This window comes from Acinetobacter zhairuonensis, assembly GCF_022601715.1.
Lineage (GTDB): Bacteria > Pseudomonadota > Gammaproteobacteria > Pseudomonadales > Moraxellaceae > Acinetobacter.
In genome coordinates this window covers 1-15503 of sequence record NZ_JAKVIM010000003.1, presented here as the reverse complement: position 1 = coordinate 15503, position 15503 = coordinate 1, and the positions used below count along the sequence as shown (strand labels likewise).

Annotated in this window: 12 protein-coding genes and 1 pseudogene; all 13 read right to left on the bottom strand. The window is 43.0% G+C overall.

Features of this window, described 5'->3' with window-relative positions:
- Positions 1–42 precede the first annotated feature (42 nt).
- Entirely contained in the window at positions 43–1074 is a 1032-nt protein-coding gene (locus MKI85_RS03100; RefSeq protein WP_241624891.1) for a DUF1311 domain-containing protein, read from the bottom strand.
- Between the two features lie 141 nt (positions 1075–1215).
- Positions 1216–3324, bottom strand: coding sequence for a TonB-dependent receptor (locus MKI85_RS03095; protein ID WP_241624889.1), 2109 nt, complete (start codon positions 3322–3324; stop codon positions 1216–1218).
- A gap of 96 nt (positions 3325–3420) precedes the next feature.
- Positions 3421–5850, bottom strand: a complete 2430-nt coding sequence (locus MKI85_RS03090; protein ID WP_241624887.1) for a glucose/quinate/shikimate family membrane-bound PQQ-dependent dehydrogenase — start codon at positions 5848–5850, stop codon at positions 3421–3423.
- A gap of 180 nt (positions 5851–6030) precedes the next feature.
- Entirely contained in the window at positions 6031–7347 is a 1317-nt protein-coding gene (locus tag MKI85_RS03085) for a carbohydrate porin (RefSeq protein ID WP_241624884.1), read from the bottom strand.
- 60 nt (positions 7348–7407) lie between these two features.
- Positions 7408–8868: a NosD domain-containing protein gene (locus tag MKI85_RS03080; RefSeq protein WP_241624882.1), complete on the bottom strand. Its 1461-nt coding sequence runs from the start codon at positions 8866–8868 to the stop codon at positions 7408–7410.
- Between the two features lie 27 nt (positions 8869–8895).
- A complete protein-coding gene (aroD, locus tag MKI85_RS03075; RefSeq protein WP_241624880.1) occupies positions 8896–9756 on the bottom strand; it encodes a type I 3-dehydroquinate dehydratase in 861 nt (286 codons plus the stop codon).
- Positions 9757–9905: 149 nt separating this feature from the next.
- Positions 9906–10535 (bottom strand): protocatechuate 3,4-dioxygenase subunit alpha, encoded by a 630-nt coding sequence (gene pcaG, locus MKI85_RS03070; protein ID WP_241624878.1) that lies wholly within the window; start codon positions 10533–10535, stop codon positions 9906–9908.
- 15 nt (positions 10536–10550) lie between these two features.
- Complete coding sequence (gene pcaH, locus MKI85_RS03065; RefSeq protein ID WP_241624876.1) at positions 10551–11276, bottom strand: protocatechuate 3,4-dioxygenase subunit beta; 726 nt, start codon at positions 11274–11276, stop codon at positions 10551–10553.
- Between the two features lie 26 nt (positions 11277–11302).
- Complete coding sequence (gene pcaC, locus MKI85_RS03060; protein WP_241624874.1) at positions 11303–11722, bottom strand: 4-carboxymuconolactone decarboxylase; 420 nt, start codon at positions 11720–11722, stop codon at positions 11303–11305.
- A 14-nt stretch (positions 11723–11736) separates the two neighbouring features.
- Positions 11737–13092: an MFS transporter gene (locus MKI85_RS03055; protein WP_241624872.1), complete on the bottom strand. Its 1356-nt coding sequence runs from the start codon at positions 13090–13092 to the stop codon at positions 11737–11739.
- Between the two features lie 41 nt (positions 13093–13133).
- Positions 13134–13922: a 3-oxoadipate enol-lactonase gene (gene pcaD, locus MKI85_RS03050; RefSeq protein ID WP_241624869.1), complete on the bottom strand. Its 789-nt coding sequence runs from the start codon at positions 13920–13922 to the stop codon at positions 13134–13136.
- Positions 13919–15274 carry a 3-carboxy-cis,cis-muconate cycloisomerase gene (gene pcaB, locus MKI85_RS03045; RefSeq protein ID WP_241624867.1) on the bottom strand — a complete coding sequence of 452 codons (1356 nt, stop codon included), beginning with the start codon at positions 15272–15274 and terminating at the stop codon, positions 13919–13921. The genes pcaD and pcaB overlap by 4 nt, the downstream gene beginning before the upstream one ends.
- A 34-nt stretch (positions 15275–15308) precedes the next feature.
- Positions 15309–15503, bottom strand: a pseudogene (locus MKI85_RS03040) (acetyl-CoA C-acyltransferase); the annotation flags it as partial.

Sequence of the window (15503 nt, the reverse complement as noted above, 5' to 3'; positions counted from 1 at the left end):
GGACGAATCAATTCGTCCTTTCCATTTCAAAGTAGTTTCTGATCAATTAAAAACATTATTCAGATAAACGATACGCTCAGAAGTTTTTTGATTAAAACATTTGGTGTATTGCATGTCCTGATTTTGTGCTTTCATTTGCTCATCCCAATAATCGTGATGCTGTTGATAGGTTTCACGATCTTTTTCAGGAATATTATAAACGCTCGTTTGTGCAAGCACTTTACAATCTACATCACGCTTTTCAAACCAATCGGACTGGTCTTGTTGCAACTGCACTTTTTGCTCACTGGTGAAGTTATCCCAAGTTTGATTCAAACGCTCCACCACCTTTGCTTGATCGGTATTCAGCTCTTTTTGACGGATATCCATAGATTTCTGTGCCAATTCTTGTTGTTCAGTATATTTTTGTTCTTGCGTATCTCGCATATTTTCATAATGTTGATTCTCTTCTTCATAAGCAGCAAGTAATACCGCTTTTTCAGTGATATAAACTAAACCATCTAACACTTTATTTTCTTTGGGTAACTGGAGTTGATTACCTTCTTTATCGGTTTTAATCAACTGATAATTAAATGATCCTTTAAGTTGGTCTTTCTGCAAGCTCAAACCATATGCTTCACTTTCAAGTAAATCATTCAAGGTGTCATAGCGATCACAATCACATTCTTCGGTTTTATATGCATTTTCAGCACGTTGCTGCAACCCTTTCGGCATTTTCACAATTAGCTCACTACGGCATTCTAATTGTTTAGACGTGTCTGGTTGTTCAGTCACTGTGGTAATGCTTTTCACTTCAAATTGAATATTCTGAGTAATGGTATCAGCTAGGTTTTTATCTGCCTGATAGTAATTTGAATCACGTAAAGCTTTATCTAGTTTTTTCAGATAATCTTGCTGTAGTGCTTTCTTCATCTCTTTCAATTTTGCCTCATTGCTACAGTCCCATTCATTGACGACGGGAACTGCCTGTTCTGCTTCTGCGCTGTCTTTCTTTCCTTTAAAGAAATCACAACCCGTTAAAAGCATACTGCTACACAATGTTGCAAAAACCAAAGTATTGGCAAATTTATTCATATAAAGCCTAGTGTCTGTTTGTTATTTTTCGAGGCGTATTTAAGCAAATTTGTGATAAAAAAACGAGTATCTGCCCCATGAAAGATTTTCAATCATAAAAAAGGGGCGATTCAGCCCCTTTTTTAGTTACATGAATTTCGGTTAAAAGGTTTTGTTTACACTCATGCCCACACTAAAATTACGTCCATCGGCAGGTTCAAAGAAACGACTATTACCATCATTCACAATCACTGAACCGACATAGTTACGGTCAAACAAATTATCGACACGTGCATAAGTATTGATTTTCCAGTCTTGATTCACCCATAAATAGCCAACATTTGCCGCTACAACGGTATAACTTGGCGCTGTATCAGAGTTGATATCATCAACATAGATTTTATCCATATAGCGTGCTTCTAGTCCTGCTTGAAAACCTTGTTCAGGTTGCCATGCCAAACTTGCAAACGCCTGATTTTTAGCTATACCTGGAATATAGGTCCCTTTCTCAATCAGAGGTTTGGTCGTCGTGGCAGGAATATCGGCATCAAAGGTCGCATCTAAATAGCTATAACTGGTGCGAATATTCAGCGCTTGCCAGAGTTGCTTTTGCCACGATAGTTCTAAGCCTTCACGTAAGGTTTGTTCCGCATTACGGAAGGTACTACGTCCGCCATTGGCATCATCAGGAACGATGTCATCTTTGGTTTCGGTATGGAATACGGCAAAAGTAAACAGTCCAAATGGGTTTTGTGATTTTAATCCAAATTCAGCAGTATCACTGGTCGCTGGTTTTAAATTAAAGTTAATACCTGAAGTTCCCACCGTAGGATAAGCCATCTCGGTAAAGGTCGGAGTTTCAAACCCTTTACCATAACTGGCATAAGCATAAAGTTCAGGCAATATATCCCAACCTAAAGCAACGGTTGGTAGTAACTTTTGGTAGTCGGTGTTACCACTATCATCGCCATTTGCTGAGGTGATGTAATGATCCTCAGATTCATAATGGACATTGCTATAGCGTAAGCCTGCATCTAAATGCCACTGTGGTAAAAACTGCCACTTGGCTTGGAGGTAGGGATCCAGATTCCATAAGGTATTGATTTCATCACGACGTAGCGAGCCTTTCACACCATAACGCCCAGACGAATCAAAGTTTTCATACCCCTGACGATCTTCTCGCATTTGATCGAATGCTAAACCAGCGATGAAGGTTGTATTCGGCAACAATTCTTTGCCTGTCCAACGTAAATCCGTACCGTAGTAGTCTCGATCAAAATCAATCACGCCACCTGCATGACGAGGATTTTTTTGTGCACTACTCGGAATAGACTGATATTGCACCACTTGACGATTACCCAAATAGAACATCGCATAGAGTTCGTTCTGATCATTCAGCGGTTTGGTCCACGTCAGTCCTGTCTGGGTCTGATCAATACTTTTACGCACATCGTAAGTATTGCTACTGTCATTGACCTGTTTCGGATTGGCTTTCCATTGTTCACGTCTTAAACCTTGAGGATCATCTGCCTCAATTTTGGTACGGTTCATGAGCCAATTAATTTTGCTGCCATCCTCCAAATTCCAAGTCAGTTTGGCATTGTTCAACACTTTTTGCGCTGCACTATGATCGCGGAAACCATCAGTTTCGAAATAGGATGAACTAATCACATAAGCAGGTTGATTGGCTTGGTCTGAGCCACCTTGCAATTGGATGTTTGCCTGCTGCTTGTGGTGGCTACCTGCATTAAAACCAACTTGAATGGAATCTTGACCTTGACCTTCTTTGGTTTGGGTTAAAATTGTGCCACCCGATGAGTTGCCATAAATGGCAGAAAATGGACCTGTCAAAACTTCAATATTGTCTAAGCTATCTAAATCGATATTCGAGCTTTGCCCCTGACCATCAGGCATGGTGGCAGGAATACCATCGACATAGAGGCGTATGCCACGTACACCAAATGTGGAACGTGCGCCAAAACCTCGCATCGAGATTTGCAAATCTTGCGCGTAATTTTCACGATTATTAATTTGTAAGCCTGCTACACCTTGTAACAGCTCAGAGATATTCACATTCGCGTTATCTTGCGCCTGAGGAGCTTGAATTTTCTGTATAGAAGCGGATGTCTGTAACAGATCGCTTTCAGCGCGAACTGCTTGAACTTTAATGACTGGAAGTTGTTGGTATGCTGTTGTGTCTTGAGCATGCAATGCCATCGACTGCAATATTACAGCAGTCAATAATGCATATTGAAAGGGAAATGGAGTCATATTGAGTAATCTCACAAGATATCCTTTTCTTATCATCTTGGTGGAGTGAAAAAAAGCCCCTCTAGTACAGAAGGGCTTTCCCTATACGCTTATCTATTATTCACCTAGGCTATAAGCAATCACATAATCGCCATGATCTGGTGACTGACGTGCACCACCAGCAGAAACGACGACATATTGTTTGCCTGTTTTAGGTGAAATGTAGCTGATTGGTGTACCCTGACTACCCACAGGCAAGCGTGCTTTCCATAATTCTTCACCATTTGAAGAATTAAAGGCACGTAAGTAGTAATCCTGTGTTGCAGCGAAGAAGACTAAGCCACCTTGTGTCGCCATTGGACCACCAATGGTAGGCATACCAATTGGTGCTTTTAAGCCCATTTTAATGCCCATGGGACCTGTATCTTCTACAGTACCCAATGGAACCTGCCACGCAATTTGACGAGTTTTCATGTCAATTGCAGTCATGGTACCGAATGGTGGTTTTTGACACGGAATACTTAACGCAGACCAGAAGCGATTTTTGTTGACTTTGTATGGTGTGTCCTTCATTGGAACGGCACCCATACCTGTATTCACTTTTTCACCACCATTGGCTTGAATGGCCAAATCTTCAGGGGTTTGTTTAATCAACTGAATCCAAAGCCCTAAACGCATGTCATTCACAAACATATAGCGATGGGTTGGATCAAATGCGATTGAACCCCAGTTCATACCACCGAGCGAACCTGGGAAGCTCAATGATACATCGGTCCCTGGTGCAGTAAACAAACCTTCATAACGCATTGATTTGAAGCTAATACGACACATCAATTGATCGAATGGTGTTGCACCCCACATGTCAGATTCAGTTAACGTTTGATTACCAATTTGTGGCATTTCAATCGAACGTGGTTGAGTCAAACTGTATTGTTCATCTGGAATATCTGCTGCTTTCACTGGTTGCTCAATGACTTTAGTCAATGGTTTACCCGTTACACGATCAAGTACAAAGAACTGACCAGACTTAGTACCAATCACCACAGCAGGTTTGGTCGAACCATCTTTCAATGGGAAATCAACTAAGCTTGGTTGCATTGGTAAATCAAAGTCCCATAAGTCATTATGAACAGTTTGATAAACCCACTTTTCTTTACCTGTGGTCGCATCCAATGCCAATACCGAAGTATTGTATTTATGATCCAAAGGTTGACGGTTTGCACCCCAAAGGTCTACAGATGAACTACCCATCGGTAAGAACACAGTATTCATTTGTGGGTCATACGACATCGCAGCCCATGAGTTCGCCGAACTACGCTTATAGGTTTCACCTGGTTTTAATACATAGTTTGGATCTGGGTTACGCGGATCGAATGCCCAACGCAACTGACCTGTAATGACATCGTAGGCACGAATTACACCGCCAGGCATATCTGCAGCAACGTTATCGGCAATACGGCTACCAATCACAATTGAAGTACCAGCGATGGTTGGAGCTGAAGTGACCTCAAAGCGTGGCGCTTTGGTACCATCACCTAAACCTTCAAGCAAATTCACCGTACCATCAACACCGAAGTCTTTACAGCGTTCGCCTGTATCGGCATTGACTGCAATTAAACGACCATCAGGTGTGTTGGTATAGACACGACGTGGACAAGCTGTGTTAGACGCTACAGCAGTCACTGCAGTCGCACCTGCCAAGGTAGGCTGAACCAATGCTTGGGTCGAATCAAAATAAGCTACACCACGGCAACGTTCCCATGCATCGGCTTTAGAATTGACTTCAGCTTTCCAGATTTGCTTACCAGAGTCTGCATCTAACGCAATAATGTTGTTATGCGGGGTACACAAAAATACTTTGTTGCCAACCTGTAATGGTGTCATTTGATCTTCTGCACCATTACCTGAACCGGTGGTCATATCGCCCGTTTGGTAACGCCAAGCTTCTTTTAACTTGGATACGTTATTACGGTTAATTTGATCTAACGCAGCGAAACGGCTACCGCCTGCATCACTACCGTAATGATCCCAATTCACCTGTTGTTTATTGGGTTCAACAGGTACAAGTGGTAATTCCTGACCTGATGCTTCAACTGTTGGATGTGGAATGAACATGCCGTACATACCACCCAACATACCCAAAACAGTTAAGCCACCTACGATATAGGCAGGTGCGTTCATTGCTGTTTGTTGCTGGTATTTACGAATTGAAGGCAGAGTAAATAGTACTGCAGCAAATAAGCCTGCTGGGAACATCAGGCGTGAATGTAGTGGCCAGAATTCCAAGCCAGTATCAATCAATGCCCAAATGACAGTACCAATAAAGACTAAACTGAATAATCCAACCCCGAGGGCTTTTCTTCTAAAAATGAAAATCGCTGAAACGATGGTCACCAAGCCTGCAATAAAGAAGTACCAAGAACCACCTAAACTGATGAGCTTTCCGCCACCAATTAAATAAAATAGGCCTGTTAACAATAAGGCCAAGCCAAGGATAAAGCACCATATTTTAAATATGGGTTTTGGCTTAGTTTGAGTGTCAGACATACATCTTACTCCAAGTGCCGTGGGTTTAAATGATCACTCCCTCTCTCCTTTGAGTATCATTTATCATCACGAATAAATTCTCGTGCTTCCGCAACTAGGTGTTGCGAAAGTCACGACCAAAGTGTTTAAACTGAACAGCACTAATGCTTATATTTTAATCATTTTTTAATTTAAGTGCTGTTAAAAATTAACTTTCATGCTCAAACCAGCCACCCAAGCATCCTCTACTTCTTTCACCCCTGTCGGTTGGTAGATGTATTGCAGGTTCGGTCTAAGCATGACCGCTGGAGACCATTGGTAGGTATAGTTCAGCTCGACATTCAGCTCATCGTGTTGAATTGGCACATAGTCACTGGCAATGGCATCGTAACTGTAATAACCACGACCTTCATTGGTGGCAATTTGTTTATCTGTGACGCGATCATTGACCACGTAATTTGCAAAGCCTAGACCAATCGAGTCGTTCGGACGGCTATCAAATGGACCTTTGTACCAAAGTGCCAGTTGTTGTGTACTTTCCACTGAAGTCGTGGCTTTATCATTCACGACGCCATTAAAGCTAATGTATAAACCACGCTTCGGATCGGTACCGTGTTGCGTGAGTTGTTGCTGAGCATTCAGCCAGAAACTGTATTTGCCATCTTGCATTTGACCACTGCGAATATCTTTTGCTTCAGCCGTGGAATACAACGCACCGACTTTATATTCACCTGGCAAACGATTAAATGCAGCTAGCTTAGGTTTCCAAGCCAACTCTAAAGGAATCGTTGCTCCCTCAACATTGTTCATATCGAGGTTAAAGCCATCACTGTTGGATTGTGTTTTGACATTGTCTGGGTTGACTTCATACACACCCAAACCGAGTGACCATGCAGGTGCAAATTGATACTTCAGGTTGCTCCCCCAAACCCCGACAGGCCAGTTGTACCAAATTGAACCAATCGATTTACCTAACTGACCACCGCAAAGTAGTAAGTTCTGGAATTCACATTGTGAGCTGTTAAAGTCATCTGACATGCCCATACGACCAATCTTGAATTGGACTTTGTTATCATCAAATCCAGTTTTGATCCATGCTTGGGTTAAACGCCAGATTTTTCCACGTCCGTAAATTTCTTGGGTATTGCCTAAAGTACTCGCTCGCGGATCTTTGATACGCTCTAAAGTTAATGAGTTACCATCACGTTTGGTAATCATTAAACCTGCTGTGGTATTTTCCCAGCCCGCAATTTTGTTTAAGTCAAAATTGGCACCTAAGGTCAGTTGCCCAGCATTTTCCAAAGTATTGTCATCGTTATAACCACCATCAAGATTGGTTGCCGCCTGACTCATAATTGCAACTGTAAACTTATAACCTTGGTCTTCGAGTTGCTTACGCTCTCCGTTCCAGTCCCCAAACAACCATTGTCGATCAGCCGAATAAAATTCATTTGCTGAAGCCAGTTGGCAAGTCAAAAGTGCCAAAGATAATGTGCCAAGTTTTAATAGTTGTTGCATACCAAACATCCTTTTTTATGAGGAAAGCTCAACCCAAGTGAGCTTTCCATGCAGTTTTTATTACTTAACACGAACGGCTGGGCTAAGCTCTGAAGTAGCACCCAAATGATCAGTCACATTGGCTGTCACACTTGCTGCACCACTCAGTGCTTTCCAAGTTGCTTGACCTTGACCTTGTGCATTTGTTGTTACCACTTGCGCACCTAAGTACTGTTCAGCTTCTTGACCATTCGCTTGACGGTTGGCAAAGAATTCAACGTGATAACGCTGATTTGGTTGCCCTTGGACTGTCGCTGTAATTTGTCCTTTGCTATAGCTTAAACGCGGAGCTTGGATATTTTGGTTTGGCTTAGCATTACAACCTTCTTGATTTGGCTGCGTGCAAGTCTTTTGAAGTTTGGCATCTTCAATGACCACACCGCCCCCACGAGAACCAACGAAACCTGCATGTTCTAGTGCTGGTACAGCAAACACGATGGCACCTAAACGTTGATCTGGTACACATGAACCACCAGCTTCACAACGCTTAATGTCTTTACCATTGTTCCAGATGAGGTTTTTGGTCAAAGTCGTACGAGCATTGGCATCTTTTTCAGAACGCACGGCAATTCCTAAACGGTTACCGTGAACTTTATTGCTGTCAAAGATGTTGCCATCACCAGTTAAGTTAAAGCCAATCGAGTTGTTGATCAGCTCGTTATAGGCAACGTAATTACGTTTACCCCAGTTAATTTGCAAACCATCAGAATAGTTTTCAAATTTGTTACCCACTACAGCGTTGTCATTTCCCCAAAGAATTTCAATCCCTTGAGATGGCTCTGGATTGGCTTTGGTTGAAGTAAATAGGTTATTGGCAACAAGGTTAAATGCGGCACCACGAGTCAGCTCTAGACCATCACCATTGTCCACAAACAAGTTATTTAAAACTTTGTTGTTATTGGTGGTGGTTGAAGTTGGATTACCTTTACCATCATCACCAGTCAACATCACGCCTGAACCACCGTAGTTATTACTGATACGGTTATGCTGAATGAGGTTGTTGCTCGAACGGTTAATCAGGACACCGATACAGAAACGGTGGATATCGAGTCCTTTTAAAGTCACGCCATTCACATCTTGTAAAACAAGACCCGGTAAAGTCATGGTACGAACATTGGTACCATACTGTTCAGGATTTGCACCTGGACAGGCTTTCGCACCTTCACCTTTGATGTAGTTTGAACCATCAATGGCAATAAACTCACCGGTTTTGTCCCACTGGGTACCAATAATTTTCACTGAAGATTTGATTGGCGGTAAAGCTTGATTCAGCTTAATCACATAAGGGGCTTTTCCGACTGCCTGAATCTGAATCTCATTTTCTTGTGCAGCATTGGCATTGGATTGTTCAATTGCCCAACGTAATGAACCTTTTGCACTATCGTCCTGATAACGATCAACCACATAAGTTTCTGCACTGGCTAAACCTGAAGCCACTAGGCCCAAAGCCAAAGTCGTTAAACGTAAAGTTGATGATTTCATAATCAAATCCTTTTATATCTGGAAGTCTTAAGGTGTAGGCTGAACAGTTTTAAGGAACTGTTTGAGTTGGGTCACATCAATTTGACCAGGCGCTGAAGCCTCACCAATCATTCCAAAACTTAGACTTCCGCCCATATTGGCAGTTGCAATACGGGAAATTGTGCCAAGTTGCCCCATCGACATGGTGAGTAATGGTTTTTTACTTTTTTCACTCACTGCGAGAGTTGCATTCATCAAAGTCATCACATCTTGTTTAGATTTCGGCATTACCGCAATTTTCAGGATGTCTGCACCCATTTGGTCTTGTTTGAGCAAACGGTTTTCAATTTCTTGTTGTTCTGGCGTTTTATTAAAATCGTGATTCGACATAATCACTAACACATGTTTATCATGTGCCAACTTGGTTAATTTCTCAACAATTTTTGCATCACGGAACATTTCGATATCCAGTAACTGCATAAATGGTGCTTTCAAATACTCACGATAAATTTTTTCATAATCTTGATCGGAAACCGTCATTTTCCCACCTTCGTTATGGGTACGAATGGTCGCAATCAAGGGTTTATCTTTCAGGATCTGATTCAACTGCTGACCCAAAGCAATCACTTTCTTGTTATCAGCAGAAAATTCGAGTAAATCAATGCGGAATTCTGCTAAGTCTGCATCAGGATTGCTGGCAATCACTTTCGCCTGTGCAATCGCTTGTTCCGCAGTTTTTGCAGTAATTGGTACGATGGTTTTAACAGGTAAATCGCCAATATTGACGTTTTTCACTACATAGTGTTGTGCCTTAGATTGAGCCACTTCAGCCGCAAATGTCGCTGGCATTGCTGCTAAAATAGCAGTGCTTAAGCATAATTGCATCGCTAACTTTTTGATCGTAATCATTACAGTTCCTTGTATTTTCAAACTATTGCCTGACTTCATCATCAGCCGCAAACATACGTGGGATTCATGCAATGGGACATGGAGTCACCACGTATAAACTTTTATCTATTAGGCTAGTGCAAGACATCTTGCACTATACCTTCAGGAGTTTAGATATCGAAAAAGACCGTTTCATCTTCGCCTTGAATGCGAATGTCAAAGCGGTATACCACTTCACCATCACGTTCTTCGCGTTTTGCAACTAAGGTTTGACGACGTGGCGCCCACTCAATGCCTTTCAATACTGGATCTTGCGCATTGGCTTCTGCTTCATCTTCAAAATAGACACGAGTGTTCAACCCGATGTTGATACCACGTGCGAAAATGATCAGTGCAATATGCGGTGCTTGAGTTGTGCCCTTACGACCTGGAACTGCGCCCGGTTTGATGGTATCGAAGCTCCAGAAACCTGTATCGAAATCTGCACCCGTACGTCCCCAACCAAGGAAGTTTGGATCAGCTTGTTTACCTTGGCAGTCCGCAGCACTTGGGTAAATGCCATTGGCATCGGCTTGCCAAATCTCAACCAATACATCACGTAGCGGTAAACCTAAACCATCAAAGACTTGACCTTCCAAGCGAATACGCTCGCCCAAAGTGTTCTCTTTCACCAATTGGTTGTTGAAGTTATTTTCAAATACTTCAATGTTGGCTTGTTTTGGTAATAAACCAATGTGTACGTATGGCCCACCTGTTTGAGATGGAGTTTCATGCAATTCTTGAAAATTCCAATTGTTCATGTTGTTCTCCCTAAATTAAGTCAAATCATTTTCGAAATAAGTCGCACGACGACCACGTAACGTGATGTCAAAGCGGTAACAACGACTGTCTGCTTCAATGAAGTTGCTCTTGTCTTCTAAAGCAATCAATGCACGACGTTGTTCTTCCGAAGGAATGGTTTTAATAATCGGACACGAATCAATGAGCGTATCGCCTTCAAAATAGAACTGAGAAATTAAGCGTTGTGCCCAACCATCCGCAATTAAAGAGAAATGGATGTGCGCAGGACGCCATTCATTAATACGGTTACGCCAAGGGTAAGGACCTGGTTTAATGGTACGGAACACAAAATAGCCATTGGCATCGGTCATCATACGACCACAACCACCAAAGTTCGGATCCATCGCACCAATAAACTGGTCATTTGGATGGCGATAACGACCTGATGCATTCGCTTGCCAAACTTCGAGCAAGGCATTTTTCACAGGGCGACCAAACTGATCACGCACATAACCATGCACAATAATACGTTCACCAATTGGCAAACCTTCTTTGGCATAGTTCAAAATCAAATCGTTATCTTTAGGACCAAATTGATCCGCACTAAAATGTGGTGCTGTCACTTCAGTCAAAGTTTCTGCAATTGAGATCAACGCATTTTTAGGCGAACGCAATACACTGGTTTTATAAGTTGGTGTATATGCTGGCGGATGATCATCGGTATTACGTTGTGCATATGCACCTAAAATAAGTTGCGACATTTGAAGTCCCTCTTAATCTTGTTCCATTACTCTTGGTTCGTTTGTTCTTGGTTTAACTTTTTCGGCGCAATGCCCAAATCCGCAAAAACCTCTTCTGCCATATGCATGGCTGCGTTTGCTGCAGGTAAACCCGCATACAATGAGCTGTGCAAGATCAACTCTTTTAAGTCATCCTTGGTCACGCCATTGTTAAAACATGCGCGTAAATGCATACGCAGTTCATCTTCCCGCCCCAATGCCAACAAAATGGCAATGGTGACTAGACTACGGGTGTGGCGTGGTAGACCTGGTCTAGACCACACTTCACCCCATGCAAAACGGCTAATAAAGTTTTGAAAATCTTCGTTAAAATCATTCAGGTTCTCAATTGAACGATTGACATGCTTTTCGCCTAGCACTTCAGTTCGGACTTTGATCCCTTGTTCATAACGTTGTTCATCATTCATCAGAGAAACCTCAATTAAGTTGCATCAGTATGAGCAACAAGTGATTTAACAAAAATTGCGACAGCTGCTGCGGTTGCTGGAATCATGAGTAAGCTCAAAATTGCTGTAAATGACCAGTCATTACCTAGTAATACCGCACCGATCCAAGCACCAAACACCGCACCAAAACGACCGATTCCAGTCATCCACGCCACACCTGTTGCACGGCATTGGGTTGGGTAAAAACGTGCACTTAGCGCTGGCATAGCAGATTGCGCACCATTCATTGCAACACCTGCGCAGAGGACTAAAATTGCAAGCAATGTTGGGTTGGCTAGACTTTGTCCCACAGCAACTACAAACAAACCTGCAACTAAATAGAAGCCAGAAATAATGCGATTCGGGTTGAAACGGTCCATCGCCCAGCCAATGAATAAGGCACTGAGTACCCCACCAAATTGGAATAAACCACCAATAAATGCTGCACGCTCCATTGAAGCACCTGTCTCACGCATTAAGGTTGGTAGCCAGCTGGTGAGTAGATAGATCATCACCAAGCCCATGAAGTAGGTTAACCAAAGTAAAGCGGTACCCTTGACATATTGCTTAGAGAACAGCATGCCAAATACGCCTTTCTTTTCCGTCCCTGCAATCTGTTCTTCAGGTACATGAAACTCGGTCACACCCTGAACTTGTGCAGGTGCAATACGCGATAAAATTTGATGAACTTTAGCGTTATCACGACCTTTAACAATCAAGAAACGGTACGACTCAGGTAAGAAGAAAATCACCAAAAACATGAGAATTAAAGGTGACCAACCGCCAAGTAAAAACAGGCTATGCCATCCAAAATTCGGAATGAGCCAACTACTGATAAATCCGCCTGTTGCCATACCCAAGTTGTAACCGCAGAACATGCAGGTCACGAGTAATGAACGCGAACGTTTTGGGCAATACTCAGAAAATAAAGTGGTTGCGTTCGGCATTGCCGCACCCAAGCCAATACCCGTTAAAAAGCGTAAAACAACCAAAGTATCTAAATCAGGAGCATAAGCAGATGCTAGCGTGAAACCACCAAAAATTAGCATGGAAACACTTAAAACCACTTTACGACCAAAACGGTCAGCAGTTGGACCAGACACCAGAGCCCCAATAATCATGCCGCCTAATGCAGCACTCATGACTGGACCCAGTTGTGAACGGTCAATACCCCAGTCTTGTGCTAAGGCTGGCGCAATAAAACCCATTGCCGCAGTATCAATACCATCAACAAAAACAATTAAAAAACATACAATTGCGATAAGCCACTGATACTTGCTAAGTGGTGCTTCATTAATCAGTGCCTGTGCGTCTATACTCGTTTTTTGAGTAGCGTATTCCTGAGACGCCATACCTGCCTCCTTAGGCTGAAAGTCCTTTTTAAATCCTTAAACTATTGAATCGAACCAATGAATTGACTGAGGGTTTGATTAAACAGCTCAGGTTGTTCAATATTGGAAAGATGCGATGCGTCAATCACCGCCAATTCACTATTTTGAATCTGTTGTTGCATGAAAATGCCATCATCAACTGTCGTTACAGGATCCAAAGCCCCTGCAATTACTAAAGTTGGAATGTTAATATTCTGAATCTCGTTGCTCAAATCGGCTTGTGCCAATGCACGGCAAGATTCAGCATAGCCCAGTGCTGGGGTTGTTGCTAAAGACTGGATCGTACGTTGCGCCAAAGCATCATGTTGATAATCAAACTGTTCGCTGAACCAACGGGTATGCGTAGTCTTCACCAAGTCCGCAATACCATTCGCTGTTACCGCATCAGCACGTGCATTCCAACCTTCCGCAGTCCAAATTTTGGCTGCTGAATTGGCAACCGTAATGCTATGAAAACGATCTGCGTGATGAATACCCAACCACAAAGCGGTCATACCGCCCATGGAAATTCCACAAAAATGTGCTTTTTCAATGTTCAAACCATCGAGGATATCAATCACATCTTCAGCAAGATTTTGTACAGTGGTCTGCTCAATCACATCGCTATGCCCATGACCACGTGTGTCATAAGTTACAACTTTAAAATGCTGTTCAAATGCTGCAACTTGAGGTTGCCACATGCCCTTGTCTGTGCCGAGTGAATTTGAAAATACAATCGCAGGCGCATTTTCTTGACCGCTAACATATACAGCCAAACATTTGCCCTGACGATTGGTCATTGTAATATTCACTTTGCCTCTCCTTTTGCTTCCTGCAACACCGCATCAATCTGGTCTTGAATATTGCCAAGATAAGATTCGGGTTTAAAAATTTCTGAAATCTGAGCTGCGCTAAACAAGTCTTTAACTTGATCCAATTCCGCAATCTCATCTTTTAAATGCACACCTTTTGCAACAGCGGTTTTACACGCAGCTTCCACTACATGGTGCGCCTGTAAACGACCCATGTGTGGTGCCAATGCCATCATTACAGCTTCTGCCATAATTAAGCCTTGGGTACATTCCAAATTACGCTGCATGTTCTCAGCATTAACTTCCATGCCCTGCAATACATCCAATGTGCGCTCTAAAGCACCTGCACACAGTTGGAAAATCTCAGGAATGGCGAGCCATTCTGCATGCCAAGCACCCAAGCTGCGCTCATGCTCCTGCACCATGCTTTGGTACAAGCTCGACATCAACACAGGTACACGGTTCGCTGCTGCCAATACAGATGCCGCTGCAACTGGATTACGCTTGTGTGGCATGGTTGATGAACCACCACGACCTTTTGCAGTGGGTTCAAAGATTTCTGCAATTTCTGTTTGCATCATCAACGACCAATCACGTGCCATTTTGCCCAAGCTCCCTGTTACCATCGCGATAACACTCGCCACTTCGACAATACGGTCACGCTCGCCATGCCAAGTACAGCTTGGAACTGAAAGTTGTAACTGTGCTGCAAATGCCTGAACCACTGCTGTGCCTTGATGCTGTAAAGATGCCAATGAACCGACTGCACCACCCAATTGAGCAGTAAACACACGCGTTTTCATGGCTTCAATACGCACTAAATCACGATGAAATGCCGAAGCCCAGCGCGCTAATTTATGACCCAACGTAATCGGCAAACCTTGCTGCAACCAAGTACGACCAATCATGACTTGTGCACGATACTGTTCTGCTTGAGTCAAAGCTGCGCGATAACATTGTTGAATTAAAGCCTCAACATGTGTCATTGCTGCGCGACATTGCAAAATACATGCGGTATCCAGAATGTCCTGACTGGTTGCACCCCAGTGAATATAACGGGCAGCATCTTCATCTGTTTGTTTTGAAATTGCTGTCAACTGCTTCACAAATGGAATTGCAATATTGCCCGCCAAACCTGTTGCGACAGCCAAAGCATCAAAATCAATCTGATCGAGAGCAGTTGCTGCAGTGTCTGAGATTGCTGTTGCAGCAGATTCTGGAATGACACCGACTTGAGCTTGGGCTTTCGCCAACGCGACTTCAGCTTGAATCATGTAAGACACCAAAGCGCGATCACTGAAAATTTCAGTCACTTCATTTTGGTAAAATAAGCTGGCGTATAACTGGCTCATGATGGTCTTTCCCTATTCTGCTTTGCTAATCCGATTAAACCCGCTGAATAATCAGCGCAATCCCTTGACCGACCCCAATACACATTGAACATAGGGCATAGGTGCCACCGGTTTGTTCTAACTGGTTCAGAGCTGTGGTCACTAAACGTGCGCCCGATGCACCCAGTGGATGACCAATCGCAATCGCACCACCATTTGGATTCACTTGCGTAGTATCGTCAGCCAGACC

What these genes read in the sequence shown, in the direction of transcription:
- MKI85_RS03100 (WP_241624891.1), bottom strand. Translation starts at nt 1,074, where the DNA reads ATGAATAAATTTGCCAATACTTTGGTTTTTGCAACATTGTGTAGCAGT.
- MKI85_RS03095 (WP_241624889.1), bottom strand. Translation starts at nt 3,324, where the DNA reads ATGACTCCATTTCCCTTTCAATATGCATTATTGACTGCTGTAATATTG.
- MKI85_RS03090 (WP_241624887.1), bottom strand. Translation starts at nt 5,850, where the DNA reads ATGTCTGACACTCAAACTAAGCCAAAACCCATATTTAAAATATGGTGC.
- MKI85_RS03085 (WP_241624884.1), bottom strand. Translation starts at nt 7,347, where the DNA reads ATGCAACAACTATTAAAACTTGGCACATTATCTTTGGCACTTTTGACT.
- MKI85_RS03080 (WP_241624882.1), bottom strand. Translation starts at nt 8,868, where the DNA reads ATGAAATCATCAACTTTACGTTTAACGACTTTGGCTTTGGGCCTAGTG.
- aroD (WP_241624880.1), bottom strand. Translation starts at nt 9,756, where the DNA reads ATGATTACGATCAAAAAGTTAGCGATGCAATTATGCTTAAGCACTGCT.
- pcaG (WP_241624878.1), bottom strand. Translation starts at nt 10,535, where the DNA reads ATGAACAATTGGAATTTTCAAGAATTGCATGAAACTCCATCTCAAACA.
- pcaH (WP_241624876.1), bottom strand. Translation starts at nt 11,276, where the DNA reads ATGTCGCAACTTATTTTAGGTGCATATGCACAACGTAATACCGATGAT.
- pcaC (WP_241624874.1), bottom strand. Translation starts at nt 11,722, where the DNA reads ATGAATGATGAACAACGTTATGAACAAGGGATCAAAGTCCGAACTGAA.
- MKI85_RS03055 (WP_241624872.1), bottom strand. Translation starts at nt 13,092, where the DNA reads ATGGCGTCTCAGGAATACGCTACTCAAAAAACGAGTATAGACGCACAG.
- pcaB (WP_241624867.1), bottom strand. Translation starts at nt 15,274, where the DNA reads ATGAGCCAGTTATACGCCAGCTTATTTTACCAAAATGAAGTGACTGAA.